This window comes from Actinoplanes sp. NBC_00393, from assembly GCF_036053395.1.
Lineage (GTDB): Bacteria > Actinomycetota > Actinomycetes > Mycobacteriales > Micromonosporaceae > Actinoplanes.
The window spans coordinates 4826263-4848278 of sequence record NZ_CP107942.1 but is presented as its reverse complement, the minus strand read 5'-3'; the positions used below and the strand labels follow the sequence as shown (position 1 = coordinate 4848278).

Annotated in this window: 24 protein-coding genes; 17 read left to right on the top strand and 7 right to left on the bottom strand. The window is 71.0% G+C overall.

Features of this window, described 5'->3' with window-relative positions:
• Positions 1-103 precede the first annotated feature (103 nt).
• From OHA21_RS22795 to OHA21_RS22770, 6 genes are all read left to right on the top strand, one after another.
• The gene (locus tag OHA21_RS22795; protein ID WP_328476782.1) at positions 104-589 is read left to right on the top strand and encodes an endonuclease VII domain-containing protein; all 486 of its coding nucleotides are present in this window, start codon (positions 104-106) and stop codon (positions 587-589) included.
• Positions 508-1347 (top strand): proteasome subunit beta, encoded by an 840-nt coding sequence (gene prcB, locus OHA21_RS22790; protein WP_328476780.1) that lies wholly within the window; start codon positions 508-510, stop codon positions 1345-1347. The genes OHA21_RS22795 and prcB overlap by 82 nt, the downstream gene beginning before the upstream one ends.
• Before the next feature lie 34 nt (positions 1348-1381).
• Positions 1382-2206 (top strand): proteasome subunit alpha, encoded by an 825-nt coding sequence (prcA, locus tag OHA21_RS22785; protein ID WP_328476778.1) that lies wholly within the window; start codon positions 1382-1384, stop codon positions 2204-2206.
• 522 nt (positions 2207-2728) lie between these two features.
• A complete protein-coding gene (gene pafA, locus OHA21_RS22780) occupies positions 2729-4087 on the top strand; it encodes a Pup--protein ligase (RefSeq protein ID WP_328476776.1) in 1359 nt (452 codons plus the stop codon).
• A 130-nt stretch (positions 4088-4217) separates the two neighbouring features.
• A complete protein-coding gene (locus OHA21_RS22775; protein WP_328476774.1) occupies positions 4218-4415 on the top strand; it encodes a hypothetical protein in 198 nt (65 codons plus the stop codon).
• 383 nt (positions 4416-4798) lie between these two features.
• Positions 4799-5443 (top strand): O-methyltransferase, encoded by a 645-nt coding sequence (locus tag OHA21_RS22770; RefSeq protein WP_328476772.1) that lies wholly within the window; start codon positions 4799-4801, stop codon positions 5441-5443.
• On the opposite strand, the gene OHA21_RS22765 is transcribed toward OHA21_RS22770, so the two are convergent.
• On the bottom strand, positions 5430-6518 hold the full coding sequence (locus OHA21_RS22765) for a DUF3866 family protein (protein WP_328476770.1): 1089 nt from the start codon (positions 6516-6518) through the stop codon (positions 5430-5432). The genes OHA21_RS22770 and OHA21_RS22765 overlap by 14 nt on opposite strands.
• A 9-nt stretch (positions 6519-6527) precedes the next feature.
• On the bottom strand, positions 6528-7472 hold the full coding sequence (locus OHA21_RS22760; protein ID WP_442875170.1) for a cation diffusion facilitator family transporter: 945 nt from the start codon (positions 7470-7472) through the stop codon (positions 6528-6530).
• Positions 7473-7510: 38 nt separating this feature from the next.
• On the opposite strand from OHA21_RS22760, the gene OHA21_RS22755 reads away from it, so the two are divergent.
• From OHA21_RS22755 to OHA21_RS22725, 7 genes are all read left to right on the top strand, one after another.
• Positions 7511-8503: a helix-turn-helix transcriptional regulator gene (locus OHA21_RS22755; RefSeq protein ID WP_328476766.1), complete on the top strand. Its 993-nt coding sequence runs from the start codon at positions 7511-7513 to the stop codon at positions 8501-8503.
• Positions 8500-9501 (top strand): helix-turn-helix transcriptional regulator, encoded by a 1002-nt coding sequence (locus tag OHA21_RS22750; RefSeq protein ID WP_328476764.1) that lies wholly within the window; start codon positions 8500-8502, stop codon positions 9499-9501. Before OHA21_RS22755 ends, OHA21_RS22750 begins: the two co-directional genes overlap by 4 nt.
• 15 nt (positions 9502-9516) lie before the next feature.
• Complete coding sequence (locus OHA21_RS22745; protein WP_328478496.1) at positions 9517-9759, top strand: hypothetical protein; 243 nt, start codon at positions 9517-9519, stop codon at positions 9757-9759.
• 134 nt (positions 9760-9893) lie between these two features.
• Positions 9894-10217 carry a Sec-independent protein translocase subunit TatA gene (gene tatA, locus OHA21_RS22740; protein ID WP_328476762.1) on the top strand — a complete coding sequence of 108 codons (324 nt, stop codon included), beginning with the start codon at positions 9894-9896 and terminating at the stop codon, positions 10215-10217.
• A gap of 10 nt (positions 10218-10227) precedes the next feature.
• Positions 10228-11181 (top strand): twin-arginine translocase subunit TatC, encoded by a 954-nt coding sequence (tatC, locus tag OHA21_RS22735; RefSeq protein WP_328476760.1) that lies wholly within the window; start codon positions 10228-10230, stop codon positions 11179-11181.
• A 293-nt stretch (positions 11182-11474) separates the two neighbouring features.
• Positions 11475-12374: a diacylglycerol kinase family protein gene (locus OHA21_RS22730; protein ID WP_328476758.1), complete on the top strand. Its 900-nt coding sequence runs from the start codon at positions 11475-11477 to the stop codon at positions 12372-12374.
• Between the two features lie 42 nt (positions 12375-12416).
• On the top strand, positions 12417-12605 hold the full coding sequence (locus OHA21_RS22725; RefSeq protein ID WP_328476756.1) for a hypothetical protein: 189 nt from the start codon (positions 12417-12419) through the stop codon (positions 12603-12605).
• A 33-nt stretch (positions 12606-12638) separates the two neighbouring features.
• Here the strand turns inward: OHA21_RS22725 and OHA21_RS22720 are convergent, their stop codons facing one another.
• Positions 12639-13391, bottom strand: coding sequence for an HAD family hydrolase (locus tag OHA21_RS22720; protein ID WP_328476754.1), 753 nt, complete (start codon positions 13389-13391; stop codon positions 12639-12641).
• 75 nt (positions 13392-13466) lie between these two features.
• On the opposite strand from OHA21_RS22720, the gene OHA21_RS22715 reads away from it, so the two are divergent.
• A complete protein-coding gene (locus OHA21_RS22715; RefSeq protein WP_328476752.1) occupies positions 13467-16220 on the top strand; it encodes a DEAD/DEAH box helicase in 2754 nt (917 codons plus the stop codon).
• A gap of 80 nt (positions 16221-16300) precedes the next feature.
• On the opposite strand, the gene OHA21_RS22710 is transcribed toward OHA21_RS22715, so the two are convergent.
• Entirely contained in the window at positions 16301-16582 is a 282-nt protein-coding gene (locus OHA21_RS22710; RefSeq protein WP_328476749.1) for a hypothetical protein, read from the bottom strand.
• Between the two features lie 123 nt (positions 16583-16705).
• Between OHA21_RS22710 and OHA21_RS22705 the strand changes: the two genes are divergently transcribed.
• Positions 16706-17530 (top strand): ATP-binding protein, encoded by an 825-nt coding sequence (locus OHA21_RS22705; protein ID WP_328476747.1) that lies wholly within the window; start codon positions 16706-16708, stop codon positions 17528-17530.
• Positions 17527-17880 (top strand): STAS domain-containing protein, encoded by a 354-nt coding sequence (locus OHA21_RS22700; RefSeq protein WP_328476745.1) that lies wholly within the window; start codon positions 17527-17529, stop codon positions 17878-17880. The genes OHA21_RS22705 and OHA21_RS22700 overlap by 4 nt, the downstream gene beginning before the upstream one ends.
• A gap of 69 nt (positions 17881-17949) precedes the next feature.
• Here the strand turns inward: OHA21_RS22700 and OHA21_RS22695 are convergent, their stop codons facing one another.
• Complete coding sequence (locus OHA21_RS22695) at positions 17950-18330, bottom strand: VOC family protein (RefSeq protein WP_328476743.1); 381 nt, start codon at positions 18328-18330, stop codon at positions 17950-17952.
• Positions 18331-18447: 117 nt separating this feature from the next.
• Between OHA21_RS22695 and OHA21_RS22690 the strand changes: the two genes are divergently transcribed.
• Positions 18448-19329: an inositol monophosphatase family protein gene (locus OHA21_RS22690; RefSeq protein ID WP_328476741.1), complete on the top strand. Its 882-nt coding sequence runs from the start codon at positions 18448-18450 to the stop codon at positions 19327-19329.
• Between the two features lie 381 nt (positions 19330-19710).
• Here the strand turns inward: OHA21_RS22690 and OHA21_RS22685 are convergent, their stop codons facing one another.
• Entirely contained in the window at positions 19711-20952 is a 1242-nt protein-coding gene (locus OHA21_RS22685) for an MFS transporter (protein WP_328476739.1), read from the bottom strand.
• A 198-nt stretch (positions 20953-21150) separates the two neighbouring features.
• Positions 21151-21984: an alpha/beta fold hydrolase gene (locus tag OHA21_RS22680; protein WP_328476737.1), complete on the bottom strand. Its 834-nt coding sequence runs from the start codon at positions 21982-21984 to the stop codon at positions 21151-21153.
• Positions 21985-22016 lie beyond the last annotated feature (32 nt).

The window sequence follows — 22016 nt, the reverse complement described above, 5'->3', positions numbered from 1 at the left end:
GCGGCGCTCAGACGGCTTGGCGTACTACTGCAAGCAGTGTGCCGCCGAGCGTTCCGAGCAGAGCCGCAGGAAACGTGGCGTCGGGCCGGCGAGGAAGCCGCCTATGGACGTGCCCGAGGGTTCCAAATGGTGCCCTGATTGTGGTTCGGTCAAGTCGCTCGCGGAATTCGCGCGCACCAAGGCGCGAGCGGGCGGCTACCACAGCTATTGCCTGATCTGTCACAACGCTCGCGGCAAAGAGACCAAAGACAGGCTCTACGGCGGCTCTCGTGAGTACCACCTGCGGCGCCGCTACGGCATTGACGGTGCCGTGGTCGCGGAGCTGCTGGCGGAGCAAGGGGGCGTCTGCGCCATCTGTGGCGCGGACGACCCGCAACACGTAGATCACGATCATCGCACCGGGTGGGTGCGCGGGATATTGTGCTTCAACTGCAACGGCGGACTCGGGCAGTTCCGGGACGACCCGGATCTCCTTGCCGCTGCGATCACGTACCTGAAAGGAACCACGTGGCGACGGGCTTTGATTCATCCGGGCGTCTACCGGATTTCTTCACCAGCACGGGGACGTCTTCCTTCACGCAGTTCCTGAGTCAGGCCGCGCCGGAGCTGTTGCCGGGCCGGCGGCCGCTTCCGCCGGGGCTCTCCGCCGATGTCGCGCCGCACGGCACCACGATCGTCGCGATCGCGACGGCCGACGGTGTGGTGATGGCCGGTGACCGGCGCGCGACCATGGGCAACCTGATCGCCAGCCGGGACATCAAGAAGGTGCACCCCGCCGACTCGTACTCGTTGATCGGCATCGCTGGGACCGCGGGCATCGGCATCGAGCTGATCCGGCTGTTCCAGGTGGAGCTCGAGCACTACGAGAAGATCGAGGGAGCGATGCTCTCCCTCGACGGTAAGGCGAACCGTCTCGCGGCCATGGTCCGCGGCAATCTGGGCGCGGCGATGCAGGGTCTGGCGGTGGTCCCGCTCTTCGCGGGGTACGACCTGTCGCCCGCGGACCCGTCCAAGGCCGGCCGGATCTTCAGCTTCGACGTGGCCGGCGGCCTCTACGAGGAGACGGGTTACGAGGCAATCGGCTCCGGCTCGCTGTTCGCGAAGTCGGCGCTGAAGAAGCGGTACCGGGCGGGCGTGAGCACCGAGGACGCGATCCGTCTCGCCGTGGAGGCGCTGTACGACGCGGCCGACGACGACACCGCGACCGGCGGGCCGGACGTCACCCGCAAGATCTACCCGGTGGTGATGGCGGCGACGGCGGCCGGCACGCACCGGCTCAGCGACGAAGAGATCACCACGGTGGCCGAGCAGGTCGTCCAGGGACGCATGGAGAACCCGGGCGGTTGATCCGCTTCAACGGAAGAGTTAGGAGTAGCCACCCGTGGCCATGCAGTTCTACGCATCGCCTGAGCAGGTCCAGCGGGACCGCTCGGAGTACGCCCGTAAGGGCATCGCCCGCGGCCGGTCGGCCGTGGTGCTCACCTACGAGGGCGGCATCCTGCTGGTCGCCGAGAACATCACCACCCTTCGCAAGATCAGCGAGATCTACGACAAGATCGCGTTCGCCGCGGTGGGGCGGTACAACGAGTTCGAAGCCCTGCGGCGCGGCGGCGTGCGGATGGCCGACATGATCGGTCTGAGCTACGACCGGCGGGACGTGACGGCGCGGGCTCTGGCGAACACGTACACGCAGACGCTCGGTGCGATCTTCTCGGAGACGCAGAAGCCGTATGAGGTGGAGATCTGCGTCGCGCAGGTCGGCGCCTCGCCGGAGCAGGACGAGCTTTACCGGATCACCTACGACGGTTCGGTGATGGACGAGCCGGGCTTCATGGCGATGGGCGGCCAGTCCGAGGCGATCGCCAACGTGCTGCGCGAGCGGCACGACGCGACGGCGGCGCTGGAGGTGGCTCTGGCTTTGGCGGCCGAGGCACTGGGCAGCGTCGGCGGGGAGAACGGGCAGACCCGGACCCTGGAGGCCAAGCAGCTCGAGGTGGCCGTCCTGGACCGGCGCCGGCAGGGCCGGGCGTTCCGCCGGATCGCCGGGGCCGCGCTCACCACCCTGCTGGGCCACGAGTCCGTGCCGGAAGCCGACCTGGGCGACGTCGACTCGGCGCCCCCGGCCCCGGCCGAGGCCAAGCCGACGGTCTCCGCGGCCTCGGCCGACACCGAGGGCACGGAAACCGGCGAGGGCGACAAGTCCTGACGACATCGGGCGCGGCCTCCGGGCCGCGCCCGATGCGCCTTGTGCGGCCCGCGCGGTCTTGTGCGGCCCGCGCGGTCTTGTGCGGCCTGCGCGGCCTTGTACGGCCTGCGCGGCCTTGTACGGCCTTGTGCGGCATGCGCAGCCTTGTACGGCCTTGTGCGGCCCGCGCAGCCTTGTACGGCCTTGAGCGGCCCGCGCGGCCTCCGGCTTGCCGGTGGTTGCTCTGTGCGCGAGGGCTGGCCTGGCCGTTGGATAGTCTGAGCCGGTGGCGCGTGGTGCGGCGGTCGGGGCTGAGCCGGACGGGCTTCGGCCTGGACCGGTCGGTGGGGGCTGCCCGGCGTGCCCACCTGCATGGGCCCGGCGGCGGCGCTGGGGCCGTGAGTGGCACCCAGACCGCCCGGACGCGGCGGGACTGTTCGCTGCCCGTACCGAAAAGTGGTTGTAGTGATGAACACCGTTGGTGTTCGGGAAAGCGCGAGTGGTGACTGCCGCTGAACCGGTCCTTACCGCTAGTGTTTCGTCATGGAACGGCGAATTTTCGGCCTCGAGACCGAGTACGGAGTCACGTGCACCTATCGGGGACAGCGGCGGCTGTCGCCGGATGAGGTGGCCCGCTACCTGTTCCGCCGAGTGGTGTCGTGGGGACGCAGCAGCAACGTGTTCCTTCGTAACGGCGCCCGTCTCTACCTCGATGTCGGTTCCCACCCGGAGTACGCGACCCCCGAATGCGATTCCGTCACCGACCTGGTCGCTCACGACCGGGCCGGGGAGCGGATCCTGGAAGGCCTGCTCGTCGACGCGGAGAAGCGTCTGCACGACGAGGGGATCGCAGGCGAGATCTACCTGTTCAAGAACAACACCGACTCGGCCGGCAACTCCTACGGGTGCCACGAGAACTATCTGGTGAGCAGGCACGGCGAGTTCGGCCGGCTCGCTGATGTGCTCATCCCGTTCCTGGTGACCCGCCAGCTGATCTGCGGCGCGGGCAAGGTGCTGCAGACGCCGCGTGGCGCGGTGTTCTGCCTGTCGCAGCGCGCCGAGCACATCTGGGAGGGCGTCTCCAGCGCTACGACGCGGTCCCGTCCGATCATCAACACCCGCGACGAGCCGCACGCCGACGCCGAGCGCTATCGGCGGCTGCACGTCATCGTCGGCGACTCGAACATGAACGAGGTGACCACGCTGCTCAAGGTGGGCAGCGCGGACATCGTGCTCCGCATGATCGAGGCGGGCGTGGTGATGCGCGACCTGACCCTGGAGAACCCGATCCGGGCGATCCGCGAGGTCAGCCACGACATCACCGGCCGCCGCAAGATCCGCCTGGCGAACAACAAGGAGGTCTCCGCGCTGGAGATCCAGCAGGAGTACCTGGCGAAGGCCACCGAGTTCGTCGAGCGGCGCGGTGGCGACCCGGTGGCGAAGCGGGTCGTCGAGCTCTGGGGCCGGGTGCTCTCCGCGATCGAGAGCGGCGACCTGGACCCGGTGTCGCGCGAGATCGACTGGGTGTCGAAGTACAAGTTGATCGAGCGCTATCAGGCGAAGCACGAGATCCCGATGTCGCATCCGCGGATCGCGCAGCTCGACCTGGCCTATCACGACGTGCGCCGCGGCCGCGGGCTTTACGCGTTGATGGAGAAGCGCAACCAGGTCGACCGGATCGCGAACGACCTGCAGATCTTCGAGGCGAAGGAGACGCCGCCGCAGACCACGCGGGCCCGGCTGCGCGGCGAGTTCATCAAGCACGCGCAGGAGAAGCGGCGCGACTTCACGGTCGACTGGGTGCATCTGAAGCTGAACGATCAGGCGCAGCGGACTGTGCTGTGCAAGGACCCGTTCCGGGCGTATGACGAGCGGGTGGAGCGCCTGATCGCCTCGATGTGAGGCCGGTGAGCGCCGCCGGTGAGGTGGCACGCGATTTTCCGACGCGGAGAGTCGCCTGCCATCCCACCGGTCACGAGGCGATCGCCCGCGGAGCGAGTGAGCCGGCCGGCTCGGCTACGCTGGCCGGGTTATGACATCGCCACATCCCGGCCAGCCGGAACACCTCGACCCGGACCGCCGTTTCAACCGGCTCGAGCGCCGCCGTGAGCGGATCCGCAAGCAGGTGCACCAGGCCCGGCACGGCCGGCACCTGCTCCCGACCTGGCTGCTGGCCACGGTGCTGGGGTTGCTGCTGGCCGGCTGGCTCTATCTGATCATCACTTCGTAGCCGGCCCGAATCCGCTGCTCCCCGGCGCCAGCTCGCCTGGGTTGCGTGCGTGGGTGGCGGCTCGTGGGGCTCGGCCGTCGTCCAGCGATTGAATGGCGTCTGGGTTGCGTGCGTGGGTGGCGGCTCGTGGGGCTCGGCCGTCGTCCAGCGATTGAATGGCGTCTGGGTTGCGTGCGTGGGTGGCGGCTCGTGGGGCTCGGCCGTCGTCCAGCGATTGAATGGCGCCTGGGTTGCGTGCGTGGGTGGCGGCTCGTGCGGCTCAGCCGTCGCTCAGCCATTGAATGGCCGGGTGTTGGGTGCGTGGGTGGCGGCTCGTGCCGGGTGTGGGCGCCCGGGAGCGGCCGTGGGAGCCGGCCCCGAAGGCTCGTGCGAGGCTGGCGGGTATGGACATCATCGATCCCGCGGTCAGTGACTACCTGCTCGAGCACTGCACGCCCGCCGACGAGATCCTGCGGGACCTCGCCGAGGAGACGTACGCGAAGTATCCGCCCGGCGACGCCGGCATGCAGATCTCGCACGACGAGGGCCAGCTGCTCACGATGCTCGTCCAGCTGACCGGGGTGCGCTACGCCGTCGAGGTCGGCACGTTCACCGGCTATTCGTCGATCTGCATCGCCCGCGGCCTGCAGCCCGGCGGCCGGCTGCTGGCCTGTGACGTTTCCGAGGAGTGGACCGGCATCGCGCGCGGCTACTGGGAGCGGGCCGGGCTGACCGATCGGATCGACCTGAGAATCGCACCCGCGATCGAGACGCTGCGGGCGCTCGATCCGGATCCGGTGATCGACTTCGGGTTCGTGGACGCTGACAAGACGGGTTATCCGGACTACTACGACGAGCTGGTGCCGCGGCTGCGCTCCGGCGGGCTGCTCGTTTTCGACAACGTGCTGCGTGGCGGCGGTGTGCTGAACCCGGCCGGCGCCTCCGACCGCGCGGTCGCCGGTCTCAACGACCGGATCGTCACGGACGAGCGCGTCGAGTCGGTCATGCTGCCCGTGCGCGACGGCGTAACGCTGGTCAGGAAGCGCTGAGCAGAGCCGCGGCGTGCCGGCCCGCAGCGGCGGCCGCCAGGAAGTAGGCGTGATCCTGGTCCAGCTTGCGGCCCATCGTGGAGAGCGGGACCGGGCACGCCCGCAACGCCGCGTCCAGGCCGCCGGTTGCGACGCGGACCAGACGGTGCCGTCCGCTGAGCGGCGCGAGCGCGGTGTCGACCGCCGCGGCCAGGGCGGGCTCCAGGCCGTCCGGCACCGGCAGGTCGGCAGGGGCAAGTGCGACTTTTCCGTACGCGGTGAGGCTGTGATGCGACACCCCGCGGTGCCGTTCCCGGCCGTCCCCGTCGGAGATCCGCAGTGAGCCGACCGGCCGCCCACCGAGCACCGCGATCGCGTTGATCGCCTCGCCGAGCGCCACCCCCGAGAACCCCCAGGTGGTGCCGGTCCCCAGGTTGCCCGGCCCCTGCGCGACGATCGTGATGTCGGCGTGCAGGATGTGCCGCGCCGCGAGCAGGCCGGTGTGCACGGTGCTCGCCTCCAGGTCGCCGCCGAACGCCTGCCCGGTCGTGACGGTGCCGGCCAGATGGTTGCGCAGGCCGTCGAGGGCGCGGGAGAACCAGGCCGGCAGCGCTCCGCCGTCGGTCATCAGGTACGCGACGCGGGCGCCCGGCCGGTCGGCGTGGATGCCGGCCAGGATCGCCGGCAGCGCGGAGTGCAGGTCGGCGGTCACCACCGGCATGCCGTCGATCGAGGTCGCGTCGGCCATCACCGTACGGTGCGGCGAGGCTTCCTCGTCGACACCGAGCAGGATCGGCTGCAACGGGGTGTAGCGGGCCTTCACCAGGTGGCCGCTGTCGCGGGTGCTGCCGTCGGCGGGTGGGTCGGGCGGCAGCCGGTCGGGGAGGGCGACGACCAGCGCGTACCCCCCGGTGCCCAGGCCCATGACCAGCGCGCCCACGTTGAGCAGCACCCGGTCGCCCGGCTCGGGCGTGCCGACCAGGCCGGGGTACGCCAGCGCCCGCAACGGCCCGTCCGCGGTCTCCACGTCCAGCTCGATGGCGCCCCGCCAGGTCCGCCGCACCGACAGGACCGTCCCGGACCGCCATCGCACCATGCCGGGACCCTATCGGGGCGGTCCGGCGCCGTCCCTGGTCGGGTCGAGGAACACGTAGCGGATGTTCGGATAGCGCTCGCGCAGGCGGCGTTCGGCCAGGTCGGAGGCGGCCTCGATCTCCGCGCCGGTCACCTCGTCGGCGAAGTCGACCTTGGCGGCGACCAGGATGTCGCCGGGGCCGACCTGCATCGTGAACAGCGTCGGCACCGCGGTGACCACCGGGATGGCGCGCAGGTCGGCAGCGATCTGCTCGCGGACCCGCGGCGGCACCGACCGGCCGACCAGCAGCGTGATGTTGCTCCGGGCCAGGATGGTGGCGACGACCAGCAGGAGCAGGCCGATCAGGATCGAGCTGATCCCGTCCCACACGGCCGAGCCGGTGATCTCGGTCAGGGCCAGGCCGCCCGCGGCGATGAGCAGGCCGATCAGTGCGGCCGCGTCCTCGAAGTAGACCGCCTTGACCGTGGTGTCCGGGGTGACCTCGAGGAAGCGGCGGCGGGTGACGTTCCAGCGTCGGGACTCGTTGCTGACCTGCCGGCGGGCCTTCAGGAACGAGATGCCCTCGGCCACGAAGGCGACGGCCAGCACGATGTACGACAGCAGGTAGTCGCCCGCTTCCTCGCCCTCGACGATGGTCTGGACGCCGTGGTAGATCGAGAAGCCGGCGCCGCCGACGAAGGTGAACAGCGCGGCGATGAAGGCCCAGATCCAGCTCTCCTTGCCGTACCCGAACGGGTGGTCCTCGTCGGCCGGCTTGCCGCCACGGCGCAGCGCGACGTAGAGGAAGACCTCGGTCACCGTGTCGGCCAGCGAGTGCGCTGCCTCGGACAGCATCGCGGCGGAACCGGAGACCAGACCGGCCACCAGCTTGGCGGCGGCGATGGCGAGATTGGCGGTGCCGGCGACGATGACGGTGCCGACGCTTTCGGACTCTGCGGGTGCGGTCACGGGCATCATCCTTACCCAGTGGTGAGCTGCTAGCGTTGCCTCTCGTGTCGCGCACTCGTACCGAGCGCCTGGTAAATCTGGTGATCTGCCTTTTGTCCACGCGCCGGTTCCTCACCGCCGCCCAGATCGCCGCCACCGTGCCCGGATATGAGCACGATGCGACTGATCCGCGTGACCACGAGGCGTTCCAGCGCAAGTTCGAGCGGGACAAGGCCGAGCTGCGCGAGCTCGGGGTGCCGCTGGAGACCGGCACCGACAGCATCTTCGACCAGGAGCCCGGCTACCGGATCGCCGCCCGGGAGTACGCGCTGCCCGACATCCTGCTGGCGCCGGACGAGGCGGCCGCGGTCGGCATCGCGGCCCGGCTCTGGCAGCACGCCGGTCTGGCCGCCGCCGCCTCCTCCGGGCTGGCCAAGCTGCGCGCCGCCGGGGTGGAGGTGGACCCACAGGCCACGCTCGGTGTGGAGCCGGTGGTCACCGTCGACCCGGCGTTCGGCCCGCTCACCGCGGCGGCCCGGCAGCGCCGTGCGGTCACCTTCAAATACCGGGTGCCGGAGGTCGACGAGCCGAGCACCCGCCGGCTCGAACCGTGGGGTGTGGTCTGCTGGCGCGGCCGCTGGTACGTGGTCGGTCACGACAAGGACCGCGACGCGACCCGCTGCTTCCGGCTGTCGCGCATCGTGGGGGATGTGCGGGCGGTCGGGCGTACCGATGCCTTCGCTCCGCCCGCGGACGCCGACCTGATCAGCCACGTGGCGCGCTCGTCCGGGCCGATCGTGCGCAGTGGCCGGGCCACCGTGACGGTGCGCCCCGGCCGCGCCGCCGGTCTGCGGCGGCTGGCCAGTGAGACCGTGCCGGGCCCGGACGGGGATCGGCTGACCATCGCCTTCGGCGACGTCGAGTGGCTGGCCTCGCGGATCGCCGGCTACGGCCCGGATGTCCGCGCCGACGGCCCACCGGAGCTGCGGGAAGCGGTGATCCAGCACCTCAAGGAGCTGGTGGCCCGGCACGACGCACAGCCGGCGGTGACGCCGTGACGCCGCCGCAGCAGCGCGGCGCCGCACCGAGGGCCTCGGCCGACCGGCTCGGCCGGCTGCTCAACCTGGTGCCGTACCTGCTGGCCCGGCCCGGGATCCTGATCGCCGAGGCGGCCGCCGACCTGGGCGTCACCGACAAGCAGCTGCGTGAGGACCTGGAGCTGCTCTGGGTGTGCGGCCTGCCCGGGTACGGTCCGGGCGACCTGATCGACATGGCCTTCGACGGCGACCGGGTGACGATCAGTCACGACGCCGGCATCGACAAGCCGCTGCGGCTCAACCCGGACGAGGCGCTCGCCCTGGTGGTGGCGCTGCGGATGCTCGCCGAGACGCCCGGCATCGGCACCCGTGACGCCATCGAGCGGGCCCTGGCGAAGATCGAGAGCGCGGCCGGGGACCTGGCCGACGCGCCGGTCGCGGTCCGGCTGCCGGCCAACCAGAAAAGGCTCGAGGAGGTACGCGCGGCGGTCGACTCGGGCCACGCGCTGCGGTTGACGTACTACACGGCGGCCCGCGACGAGACCACCGAGCGGGTGGTCGACCCGATGCGGATGCTGATGGTGAGCGGCTTCGCGTACCTGGAGGCGTGGTGCCGCCGGGCCGAGGGCACCCGGCTGTTCCGGGTGGACCGCATCGACGCGTTCACCGAGCTCGCCGAGCCGTCCGCGCCGCCGGTCGGCGCGGTGCCGCACGACGTCAGCGCCGGTGTCTTCCGGCCCGGTCCGGAGCTGCCGCTGGTCACCCTGCGGGTCGGCCGGGGCGGCCGGTGGATCACCGAGTATTACCCGGTCGAACAGGTCCTGCGGGATTCGGCGGAGTGGCTGGTCACCATGCGGGTCACCGATCTGGGCTGGGCGCAGCGGTTCCTCGCCGGCCTGGGCCGCGACGTCACCGTGATCGGCCCGCCCGAGCTGGTCGAGCGGATCCGGGCGCAGGCCACCACCGCACTCGATCAGTACGCCGCGCCGCAACCGGCGGCGCCCGAGCCCGGCCGGTAGGGTGACCGCGTGGTGATGTGGGTCTGGATCGCTGTGGCGGCGATCGCGCTGGTCGTCCTGGTCTCGATCGCGGTGCGCCTGCTCGGGCGGTTGTCCGGGTTGCGGCGGGCGGCGGTGAAGCTGCAACGGCGTCAGGAGGAGGCACTTCGCCTGCAAGCCGGCGCCGAGGAACTGCAGGAGACGATTCTGGCGCTGCAGGAGAAGGCCGAGCTGACCCAGGGCAAGGTGGCCCGGATCCAGGCGGCACTCGGTCGCTGAGCCGAAGTTCGCGCTCAGTTGGCCAGGACTTCCCAAGATCATAAGAATCCCAGGGCATCCGGCGGGCAACTTCATCGGAAACCACACGTACGATGGACCCCGCAACCTGATCCGACCGTCTGGAGTCCAGCCCCATGAGCGTTCTCAAGCCATGGCACATCATCGTTCTCGTCGTCGTGCTCATCCTGCTCTTCGGTGCGAAGCGGCTCCCGGACGCGGCTCGTTCGCTCGGGCGCTCGCTGCGGATCATCAAGGCCGAGACCAAGGGCCTAGTCGACGACGACAACAACGTCGCGGAGAAGGCCGAGCCGCAGCACAGCCGCACGCCGCTGCAGGGTGAGGTCCACCAGCCCTACCAGCAGCAGCCGGGCTACCAGCAGGCGCCGCCGCCGGGCTACCAGCAGCAGCCCCCGGCCCAGCCGTACGTGGACCCGGTGCAGCGCACCAACGACCGCTGACCCAGCACCGATGGCACTGAGCCTGCGCCTCAAAAAGGGACCGAGCAAGTTCCAGCAGGCTTCCGACGGCTCGATGACACTGATCGAGCACGTCCGGGAGCTGCGCAACCGGCTCTTCATCGCGTCGCTCGGTCTGGTCGTCGGCCTGATCGTCGGCTTCATCCTCGCGGATGCGACGTTCCAGCTGCTCCGGGAGCCCTACTGCTCCCTGCCGGGCAACACGGTCGACGGCGTCTGCAAGTCGTTCGTGCAGCTCTCCCCGGCGACCGGCTTCATCATCAAGCTGAAGATCGCGCTGTGGGTCGGCATCGTGGTCAGCGCCCCGGTCTGGCTCTACCAGCTCTGGGCGTTCATCGCACCCGGCCTGCACCGGCACGAGCGCAAGTGGGCGTACATTTTCGTCGCCCTCGCCGCGCCGCTGTTCGCCGGCGGCGCCGCGCTCGCCTACGCGGTCGTCGACAAGGGCCTCTACTTCCTGCTCGACGCCGGTGTCACCGGCGCCGACACGACGCTCGAGGTCTCGGCCTACATCGACTTCGTGACCAGCATGATCCTGCTGTTCGGGGTCGCGTTCGAGTTCCCGCTGATCCTGCTGATGCTGAACTTCACCGGGGTGGCCAGCGCGAAACGGCTGCTCAGCTGGTGGCGGATCGTGGTCTTCCTGTCGTTCGCGTTCGCCGCGGTCGCCACACCGGACCCGGGCCCGTTCGGCATGACGCTGCTCGCCCTGTCGCTCACGGCGCTGTACCTCATCGCCGTCGGGGTGTCGTTCATCAACGACCGGCGCAAGGGCCGCGGCAAGGAGATCTACGCCGGTCTCGACGACGACGCGATCTCGCCGCTGGAGGAGGAACGGGTGCCGGTCGGCGCCTCCGACCCGATCGAGGCGCCCACCGCGATCGGCGGACCGACCCCGGTCGAGAAACCGGCGCCGCTGGAGCGCCGCTTCGACGACATGACCTGACGTCCGTCCGCAAAGTCTGTGACGACCGCCGTGCGCCGCACGGCGGTCGTTGCCGTTTCCGGCTCGGTCCGGCGCTGTTCGAGTGGCCGGGCCCGCGGCCGACCTCGCCAAGATCGTTGCGGGAGGGTCAGGGCCGGAGGGAGAAAGCCGGGCCCCCGGCCGACCTCGCCAAGATCGTTGCGGGAGGTCAGGGCCGGAGGGAGAAAGCCGGGGCCCAGAGAGAGCGGGCCGCGGTGGGAAAGAGGACCGGCGGCTGATGGCCAGCCGGAGTGGGAGCGGTACCGTGCTCGGCTGTGACGAGCGACTTCATCGCGGTGCTGGCAAACCCGTCGGCGGGACGGGGACGGCATCGTGGGCTGCTTCCGGGCGTGGTGCAGACGCTCGGCACCGGTGGGCGGACGGTGCGGATCCTGGAGGCGGACACCGGCGAGCAGGCGGAGACGGCCTGCCATCGGGCGGTCGAGGACGGCGCGGCGGCGGTGGTCGCGGTGGGCGGGGACGGCACGGTGCACCGGGCGTTGCAGGCCGTCGCCGGTCGGGCGGTCGGGTTCGGGGTCGTGCCGGCGGGCACCGGGAACGATTTCGCGAGCGCGGTGGGCGTACCCCACGATCCGATGCGTGCCGCGGAGGTGATCAGCGAGGCGCTTCGTGCCGGACGGGACCACCGTTTTGATCTGGCCCGGACCGAAAGTGCCCAGGGCGAGCGGCGCTGGTTCTGTGCGGTCCTGGCGGCGGGCTTCGACGCCCTGGTCAACGAGCGGGCCAACCGGATGCGGCGGCCCAAGGGGCCGCGCCGCTACGACCTGGCGATCATGCTGGAGCTGGCGCGGCTGCGGGCGCGAGGTTACGTGGTGCATGCGGACGGGGTGCGGCACAGCTTCCCCGCGGAGATCGTCGCCGTGGGTAATTGTCCCAGTTACGGCGGGGGGATGCGGATTCTGCCGGACGCTGATCCGACGGACGGGCTGCTCGACGTGATCTTCGCGGCGCCGCTCGGGCGGATGCATCTGACCCGGCTCAAGCCGCGGTTACGGCACGGCACGCACGTCACCGATCCGCGGGTCACGGTGCTGCGGGCACGGCAGGTGACGATCGAGGCCGAGGGGATCATCGGGTACGCGGACGGGGAGCGACTCGGCCCGCTGCCGCTCGAGGTGACCTGCGTTCCGGGTGCGGTCCGGTTGCTGCGCTGATTGCGGGGTCAGTTTTTCCGGAACGGGCCGAACGTGTCTGGCATGACCAACACGATCGGCAGCAACTCCTCGATGGCTTCCATGGCGTCGTCGGTCTTCGGCAGCGCGCGGCAGGCGTTCAAGGCGATGGCGGAGGCGGCTACCAACCCCGAGGCCGTGGACAAGCAGGCCGCCGGAGAGGCAGCGGCCAAGCGTGGCCGGCGCGGCACGGTCCTGGACTGCTACGCCTGACGGTTGGGCGCCTTGCCGTTGCTCGTCCTGCCGTTACGCGGCACAGCCGGCCAGGGCCAGCGTGGCGCCGAGGCCGTTGTTGCGGCCCGGCTCGGCGGCCGGCAGGACCAGGGCGGCGCAGCCGGCGCGGACCGCGCCGGCATCGGCCGGGGTGTCACCGACCATCAGGGTGCGCGCCGGGTCGACGGCCAGCATGCCGCAGGCCCGCAGGAAGATGGCCGGGTCCGGCTTGGTGCGGCCGATCTCGAAACTGAGCGCGTACGCGTCGACGAGCTCGTTCAGCCCCCATGAGGCGAAGAGCGGCCGGATGTCGAAGCCGATGTTGCTGACCACCGCCACCTTGATCCCCGCGTCGTGGAGTTTGCGCAGGGTGGGCTCGGTGTCGGGGTAGGGGAGCCAGCCGTCCGGGGTGAGCAGCCGGTCGTACAGGGCGTCGGCCAGGCCCTCGACGTCGGTGTGCACGGTCTGGGCCAGGCCGGTGTAGGCGGCCCGGTGGCTGTGGGCGTACAGATCACGGTCCGCCCAGTGCTCGGCCAGATGCGGCGGCACCCGGTGCGGCAGCGGGCCACCGGCCCGCCCGGCGGTCAGCAGCCGGTCCGCGAGGATCGTCGCCTTGCCCCGGTCGAGTTCCGCGCCGCAGGCCGCTGCTGCGGCGACCACCCAGGTCAGCGGGTCCTCCACCTGCGCGAGCGTGCCGTGGAAGTCGAACAGCACCGCCTCGACCGGACGCACGGGATGGGGAGGGTGTTCCGTCGGTTCGATCGCATCCGGCACGCGTTGCACCATACCTATCCGGCCCGACCCGCCCGACGGCCACCACCGTGTCGCAAACTGTCATATCCACGAACTAGCCTGGTGGTCATGACGAGTCCCGCCGAAAGGTATGCGGAATCCAAGCGGCGGGCGGCGCGGGTCGCGCAATTCCCGGCGCTCGAGGATTTCATGCTCGACGTCGGCTTCGACCTCGACGACTTCCAGCGCGAGGCCTGCCAGGTCGTGGAGCGGGGCAGTGGCGTGCTGGTCTGCGCGCCGACCGGCGCCGGCAAGACCGTGGTCGGCGAGTTCGCGGTGCACCTGGCGCTGCGCTCGGGCGAGCGCAAGTGCTTCTACACCACCCCGATCAAGGCGCTCTCCAACCAGAAGTATCACGACCTGGTGGAGCGCTACGGCGCCGACAAGGTCGGCCTGCTCACCGGCGACAACGCGATCAACGGCGATGCCCCGGTGGTGGTGATGACCACCGAGGTGCTGCGCAACATGCTCTACTCCGGCTCCGACCAGTTGCGCGGCCTGGCCTACGTGGTGATGGACGAGGTGCACTACCTCGCCGACCGGTTCCGCGGCGCGGTCTGGGAAGAGGTGATCATCCACCTGCCGGCGTCGGTGACCCTGGTGTCGCTGTCGGCCACCGTGAGCAACTACGAGGAGTTCGCCGACTGGCTGGTCACCGTCCGCGGTGAGACCGAGGTGGTGGTCAGCGAGCACCGGCCCGTGCCGCTCTGGCAGCACATGCTCGTCGGCAAGCGGATGTTCGACCTGTTCCACGACGCCGACGCGGCCAAGAAACACGACGTGCACCCCGAGCTGCTGCGCTACACGCGGGAGATGGAGCGCCGGCTCGAGTTCACCGACCGGGCCATCGGCCGCGGCGGCGGTGGGCGCGGCCGCCGGTGGACGCCACCACCCCGGGCCGAGGTGGTGGACCGGCTCGAGCGGGCCGGGCTGCTGCCGGCCATCCTGTTCATCTTCAGCCGGGCCGGCTGCGACGCCGCCGTGCAGCAGTGCCTGGCCGCCGGGCTGCGCCTGACCGGTCCCGACGAGCGCGCCGAGATCCGCCGCATCGTGTCGGCCAAGGTGGCGACGATCCCGTCCGAGGACCTGTCGGTGCTGGGCTACTGGGAGTGGCTCGACGGGCTGGAGCGCGGGGTCGCCGCGCACCACGCCGGCATGCTGCCCGCCTTCAAGGAGGCGGTCGAGGAGTGTTTCGTGCAGGGGCTGGTCAAGGCGGTCTTCGCCACCGAGACCCTGGCGCTGGGCATCAACATGCCGGCCCGCTGCGTGGTCCTCGAGCGGCTGGTCAAATACAACGGCGAGGCGCACGTCGACCTCACCCCGGGGGAGTACACGCAGCTCACCGGCCGGGCCGGGCGCCGCGGCATCGACGTCGAGGGACACGCCGTGGTGCTCTGGAGCCCCGACGTGGACCCACGGCACGTGGCCGGGCTGGCCAGCACGCGCACCTACCCGTTGCGCTCCTCGTTCCGGCCGTCCTACAACATGGCGGTCAACCTGGTCGGCAGCGTCGGCGCGGAGAAATCCCGCGAGCTGCTCGAGTCGTCGTTCGCCCAGTTCCAGGCGGACCGGTCGGTGGTCGGGCTGGCCCGGCAGGTGCAGCGCAACGTCGAAACCATGCAGACGTACGGGGAGGACGCCGCCTGCCACCACGGCGACTTCGATGAGTATTTCGGGATCCGCGTGGCCATCGCCGACCGGGAGAAGTCGCTGGCCCGGCAGGGCGTGGCGCAGCGCCGCTCGGCCGCCGTCGACTCCCTGGAGAAACTGCGCGTCGGTGACGTGATCCGGGTGCCGCAGGGCCGCCGGGCCGGGCTGGCCGTGGTCATCGAGCCGTCCGCCCACGGGTTCGGCGAGCCCCGGCCGCTCGTCCTCACCCAGGACCGCTGGGCCGGGCGGGTCGGCCCCGGCGAGTTCAGCAGCGAGGTCGAGGTGCTGGCCCGCGTGCGCGTCCCGAAGAACTTCAACCACCGCTCGCCGGGCGCCCGCCGCGACCTGGCCGCCCAGGTCAGCGCGACCGGGCTGGACCGCCACCCCGACCGGCGGCGCAGCCGTGGCCGGGTCGCGCCGGGGGAGGACGCCCAGGTCGCGCTGCTCAAGGTGCAGCTGCGGCAGCACCCCTGCCACGCCTGCCCGGACCGGGAGGAGCACGCCCGCTGGGCCGAGCGGCGGCACCGGCTGCAGCGCGACACCGATGCCCTGCGCGACAAGGTGGCCGGGCGGACCGGGTCGCTGGCGCGGACCTTCGACCAGGTCTGCGCGGTGCTGAGCGCCCGCGGCTATCTCTCCTCCGACGGCGAGGTCACCGAGGCCGGCCGGATGCTCGGCCGGATCTGGTCCGAGGCGGATCTGCTGGTCGCCGAGTGCCTGCGGCAGGGCGTCTGGGACGGTTTGGCGCCCGAGGAGCTGGCCGCCGCGGTGTCCATGGTGCTGTATGAGTCGCGCCGCGAGGGTGACGACCGCGCCTCGGTGCCGAAGGGCGCGATCACCGCAGCGGTGGACTCCTGCGCCAAGCTCTGGGGCGAGATCGCAGCCGACGAGAGCCAGCACGGGTTGTCGCTGACCCGCGAGCCGGACCCGGGCTTCGTCTGGCCGATGTACCGGTGGGCACGCGGGGAACCGCTTGCCCGGGTGCTGGCCAGCGGCAATCAGTATGACGCTGAGATGCCGGCGGGTGACTTCGTGCGGTGGGCCCGGCAGGTCCTCGACCTGCTCGGGCAGATCCGGGAGGCTTCGGCGGCTTCACCCAGTGTCAAGGAGACCGCTCGCAAGGCGGTCAAGGCTGTCAACCGGGGGGTGCTGGCACTGCAGGGTGGCGTGTGAGTCTCCGGCCTGCTCTCCTGGCGTGCTCTCCTGGCCTGCTCTCCTGGCCTGCTCTCCTGGCCTGCTCTCCTGGTCGTCTTTCAGGGCCGGGGTGACGTGCGGGTCCAGCGGCGTTCGCCGCGGCGTGTGGTGGCGGCGACGCATCGCGGGCAGATGTGGCCGATCTGGTCCGCGGCGGTGAGCACGTCGCTGGCCCGGAAGTCGAACGGCACGTGCGGGAAGCGCCGCAGCCTGGTCCGGCTCAGGGCCAGGCCACACACGGTCTGGTTGGTGCCGGGATGCCAGGCGTGCACCTCGCCGCCCGGCTGCCGGATGCCGGTCTCATCGGTCCATTCGCTCGAGGCGGCCACCTTTGATGCCATGGGAGACGGCTTTCCCGCGTCGCGGATGGTGAATCTCCGTTGACGAGATCTTCCGGACAAATCAAGAATTGCGGGCGGCAGCTATAGATGTCGCTCATTGCGACTTGCCGGGAGAAGAGGATCATGGCCGCGGGCTCACCGCATCTGATCGGTTGCTCCGGCGACGCACTGGCCGACTCGGTCCTGGCCGTCATCGACGCCGACACAGCGGTGATCGAGTTCTCCGTCTGGGGCCGGTGGGACCGGGCGTTGTCCGCGCAAGCGCGTACCGTGCTGGACAAATGCCTGGCCGAGCACCCCACCGGCCTGATCGTCGACCTGCACGACCTCGGCGATCCGCAGGCGGTCAGCGCGCCGCTGTGGCTGACCGCCTGCGCGCAGGCGGCCGCCATGCAGCCGCCGGTGTCGATCGCGCTCTGCGCCCGGGCGAACACACCGCTGGCCCGGCGCCTGAGCCGGCTCGGCGCCCGTGACTGGCTGGTCCTGTACGCGACGATCGCCCAGGCCCGCTCCGCCCTGGCCGGCCGCCGGGCCCCGCACGACCGGATGCACCTGGCGCTCCCGCCGGACCCGGCCGGCGCGATCTCGGCCCGCTTGCTGATCAACGACGCCTGCGACGGCTGGGACCTGCCGCACCTGTGCCAGCGGGGCCGGCTCGTCGTTTCCGAACTGGTGGTCAACGCCGCCGAGCACGCCGGCACCGACATCGAGGTGATCGTGTCGACGCGCGGCTCGGGCACCGCCCTGCACCTGGCCGTCTACGACGGTGACCTGATGCTGCCCCGGCTGCGCGACCCGGTCCCCGGCCCGCTCGGCCCGTCCCTCACCGGCCGCGGCCTGGGCCTGCGCATCGTCGGCGCGGCGGCGTCGGCGTGGGGTGCGCTCCCGGCCCGCAACGGCAAACTGGTGTGGGCGATCATCCGAGACCGGCCGGAGGTACCGATATGAGCGGCGCCCGCCCCCTCGGCACCCGGATAGCCGGCTCCCGCGACGGCGACCGGCTGCTGATCACGCTGCAGGGCAGCCTCGACGCCATGTCGGTCAGCGCGCTGCAGAGCCAGCTCTACGACCTGGCCCAGGTGCACGATTTGATCGGGCTCGGCATACCGGTCCGGCAGATCCACATCGATTTGGCCGGCGTGGACTTCTGCGACGCGGCCGGCCTGCGCATGCTGGTCGCGGCCCGGCGGGTGGCCGAGGCCCGGCAGGCCACCTGCCACCTGCACGGCCCGCAGCCGCATCTGCGCTGGTTGCTGCGCGCGACCCGGGCCGCCGACCTGTTCCACCTCGACAGCTGACCAGCCGGCTTCATGTGCTGATCCCCGCGGCTCAGAACGAGCGGTGTGCGCCGGCCGGGCCTGGTCGCCTCAGGGCCAGGTGCGGTGATCGGCGTCGAAGAGGGCCTGGTCGCTCTGCACCGGCACCACGCAGACCAGGTGGCCGCCGGGGGCGCGCAACGTCGTGAAGCCGTCGTGCTCCACCTCCACCACCGCGCCCAGGCTGACCAGGCGGGCCAGTTCGGCCTGCACGTCGTCGGTCTCGATGTCCAGGTGGAAGCGGGCGGCGCCGTCGATCGCCTGCACGTCCACGCTGAAACCGGGCACGGCGTCGTGTAGCTTGACGAACTCCTCCTCGCCCGGAACCGCCTCAGCAGGCGCACCGAGCGCCGCCGACCAGAACTTCGCGGCGGCGTCCGCCTCAGCGACCGGCGTGTCGATGAACAGTCCGAAAACGCGGCTGCGATGCATGATCGCACCCTACGCGTGCGGAATGTCCGAAGGCGACCTCGCTGTCCCGCAATCTTGGTACGACGTTTTTCCGACACCCGTCCGTGCCGGCAAGGACCGCCCGGCAGGATGGAGATCATGAACGCTGATCCGTCGCCGGCCACTCAAGCAGCGTCCGCGGAAGAAGCGACGCCGCCTAGGAACGAGGCAGACCCCAGCGACCCAGCGCAGGCCCGGGACTTGGAGTTGGCCCGGGATGCGGCGCTCGCTGGTGCGGCGGAGGCGATGCGGCACTTCGCTGCCCTCGCGGACCTGCCCCGCGAGGTCAAGGCGGACGGCTCGGTCGTGACGCGGGCGGACCGTGCGGTCGAGGCGACCATCCGGGAAGTGCTGACGGCGGCCCGGCCGGCGGACGCCATCCTCGGTGAAGAGGAAGGCCAGACCGCGGGGACGGGCGAGCGGCGCTGGATCATCGATCCGATCGACGGGACGGCGCTGTTCGTGGCGGGCGACACGCGCTGGCTGGTGCTGGTGGCTCTGGAGGAACAGGGCGAGATCACGGTGGGCGTCGCGGTGGTGCCGGCGCTCGGTCGTCTGTGGTGGGCGTCGCGGGGCGCCGGGGCCTACGAGGCGCGCTTCCAGGACGGGAACATCTACGACGAGACCCGGATCCACGTGGCGGCCGATGCCCGGCGGGAGCTGGCAGGCAGTCGCCTCGGCGTGGTACCGGACTGGGCCCGCGAAGTCGCCGAACCACTGATCGCCGCCGCCGACGAACAGCCCTGGCCGCTGCACCCACCGTTGATGATCGCCCGCGGTGACCTGGACGTGGCCGTGCAGACCTGTGGCCATGTCTGGGACTTCGCCGCCACGTCGCTGATCATCGGCGAGGCCGGCGGCCACTACCGCGGTCTCGACGGCCGCACCCGGCCCGGCGCCGGTCCTTCGCTCTTCGCCGCCAACGCCGAACTCCGCGACGCCGCGCTCGACCTTTTCCGCACCGCGCCCGCCAGCAGGTAAGGGCTCCTTCACGAAGCCCAGCCCGGTCGTGCCCTGCACCCCAACGCCGTGGGAGGCAGCGGTGAGTGTCAGCTCGGGCGGGGTGGCTGACCGGGAGGGTTGTCTAGCAGCGCGGGAGGCAGCGCTGAGCGTCAGCTCGGGTGGGGTGGCTGACCGGGAGGGTTGTCTAGCAGCGCGGGAGGCAGCGGTGAGCGTCAGCTCGGGCGGGGTGGCTGACCGGGAGGGTTGTCTAGCAGCGCGGGAAGCAGCGGTGAGTGTCAGCTGGGATGGGGTGAAGGGGTAGGCCGGCCACGTGCTTGAGCCCGGCGGGCGCTTTGGGGGCCGGGACCAGGCACGTGGCCGCGTCGTAGAGCGGGGACGGGACGATTCGGCGGGACTGCGTTACGCGTACCGTGAGTGGTTTGTCAGGGTTGTGGCGTGCCGGAGCGGGCGCCAAGCTCCGACGGCGATCGCCGCCATGGCGGCGGAGGCCAGCCAGAAAGGTGTGGTCAAGCCCCAGACGCCGGCCAGCAGACCGCCGATCAGCGAACCGATGGCCGCGGCGCCGCCGGATTCCAGTAGGGCGTAGACACTGCCCACCCGGCCCAGCAGGTGGGGTGGGACGACGCGTTGCCGCAGGGTGGCCACGGTGATGCCCCACATCATGCCGTGGGTGCTGAACAGGACCAGTGCGCCGGCCGCGATCCATGGGGAGGTGGTCCAGGCCAGGGTGGCGTGGACCGCGGATTCGACGATCAGGTCGGCGCGGAGGATCGCGGTGGCGCCGAACCGTCTGGTGAGCGGGACGGCGACCAGGGAGCCGATCAGGCCGCCCGCCGCGAAAGCGGTCAGCAGGAAGCCGTAGCCGACGGCGGAGAGGCCGAGCCGGTCGCGCGCATAGAGGACGAAGATCGCGAAGGCGGCGCAGAAGACGATGTTGCTGAGGCCCATCGCTACGGCCGTGGCGCGCAACACGGGATGCCTCCACAGCCATTGCAGGCCCTCGCTGATCTCGGCGCGCAGGCTGCGCCGGGGTGCCGGCGTTTCAGATGTGACTGCCGGCCTAGACAAAGGCAGGGTTGCCACCAAGGCCGCGGCTATCACGAAGGTCAGCGCGTCCAGGCCGAACGGTACGGCTGCGGCTATGCCGTAGAGCCAGGCGCCGAACGGCTTCGCCGCGAACTGGTTGATCACGGTGAAGGTGGCGCCGAGGCGGGCGTTCGCCCGGTCCAGGTGTTGTGGGGCCACCACCGCCGGGAGCAGGGCGCCGGCGGCGGTGTCGGCGGCCGTCTCGGCGCAGCCCAGGACGAAGATCACCGCGTAGATCAGTGGGACCGTGGCGTGCCCGGTGGCGATCGCGGCGGTGAGGACGGTCAGCACGACCGCGCGGATCAGGTTGACCACGATGATCAGGCGGCGGCGGTCCAGGCGGTCCACGTAGGCGCCGCTGATCAGGCCGAACAGCAGCCAGGGGAGTTGGCCGGCGATGGCGCCGCCGGCGATCAGGGCGGGGCTGCTGGTGACCGAGACGAGCAGCAGCGGGCCGGCCACCATGGTGACCCCGTCGCCCAGGTTGGAGACCGCCGACGCGGTCCACAGACGGTTGAAGCCCACGCCGAGGCGCGGGCCGAGAAGGGTACGCAAAAGAGCTCCTCGAGCCAGGAACGGAAACGGTCGTCGTGGACCGCTCCGCGGCGAGAAGCATCAGTACGCGCTGTGCTCCCGCCGCCGCGAAGCGGAGACCATGTCCATGTCGAGGCGCATGTGCACTCCCTGCGTCGAAGGGCTCGAAGGTGCGGCGAGTGTAACCCCGGGGCGCCCCCCGACGCCCCGGGGTTTCTCTCACGCGGCGTAGCTGTTCAGGAACGCCAGCAGGTCGCTGTTGAGCTGATCCTTGTGGGTGTCGGTGATGCCGTGCGGCGCACCCGGGTAGACGATCAGCTCGGCGCCCTTGACCAGCGCGGCGGACGCCTTGCCGCCGACCTCGAACGGCACGACCTGGTCATCGTCGCCGTGCACGACCAGGGTCGGGATGTCGAACTTCGCGAGGTCGTCGCGGAAGTCGGTGGCCGAGAAGGCGGCGATGCATTCGTACGTGTTGCGGTGCCCGGCGGCCATGCCCTGCAGCCAGAACGCGTCCCGCATGCCCTGCGAGACGTTCGCGCCGGGCCGGTTGTTGCCGAAGAACGGGCCGTCGGCGAAGTCCCGGTACAGCTGGGAGCGGTCCTTCAGCGAGCCCTCACGGATGCCGTCGAACACGGACAGCGGCAGGCCGCCCGGGTTGTCGTCGGTCTGCAGCATCAGCGGCGGTACGGCGGAGACCAGCACGGCCTGAGCGACGCGCGCGGTGCCGTAGTTGCCGATGTAGCGGCTGATCTCGCCGCCACCGGTGGAGAACCCGATCAGCGTGGCGTCCCGCAGGTCCAGGCTGTCGATCAGGAAGGCCAGGTCGGCGGCGTACGTGTCCATCTCGTTGCCGTGCCAGGTTTGGGTGGACCGGCCGTGCCCGCGCCGGTCGTGCGCGATGACCCGGTAGCCGTGGGAGGCCAGGAACAGCTGCTGCGACTCCCAGCTGTCGGAGTTGAGCGGCCACCCGTGGCTGAGCACGACCGGTCGGCCGGTGCCCCAGTCCTTGTAGAAGATGTCGGTGCCGTCAGGGGTCTTGATGTAACTCATGAAGATCATCCAAGCAACGCGGGCGGGCCCGG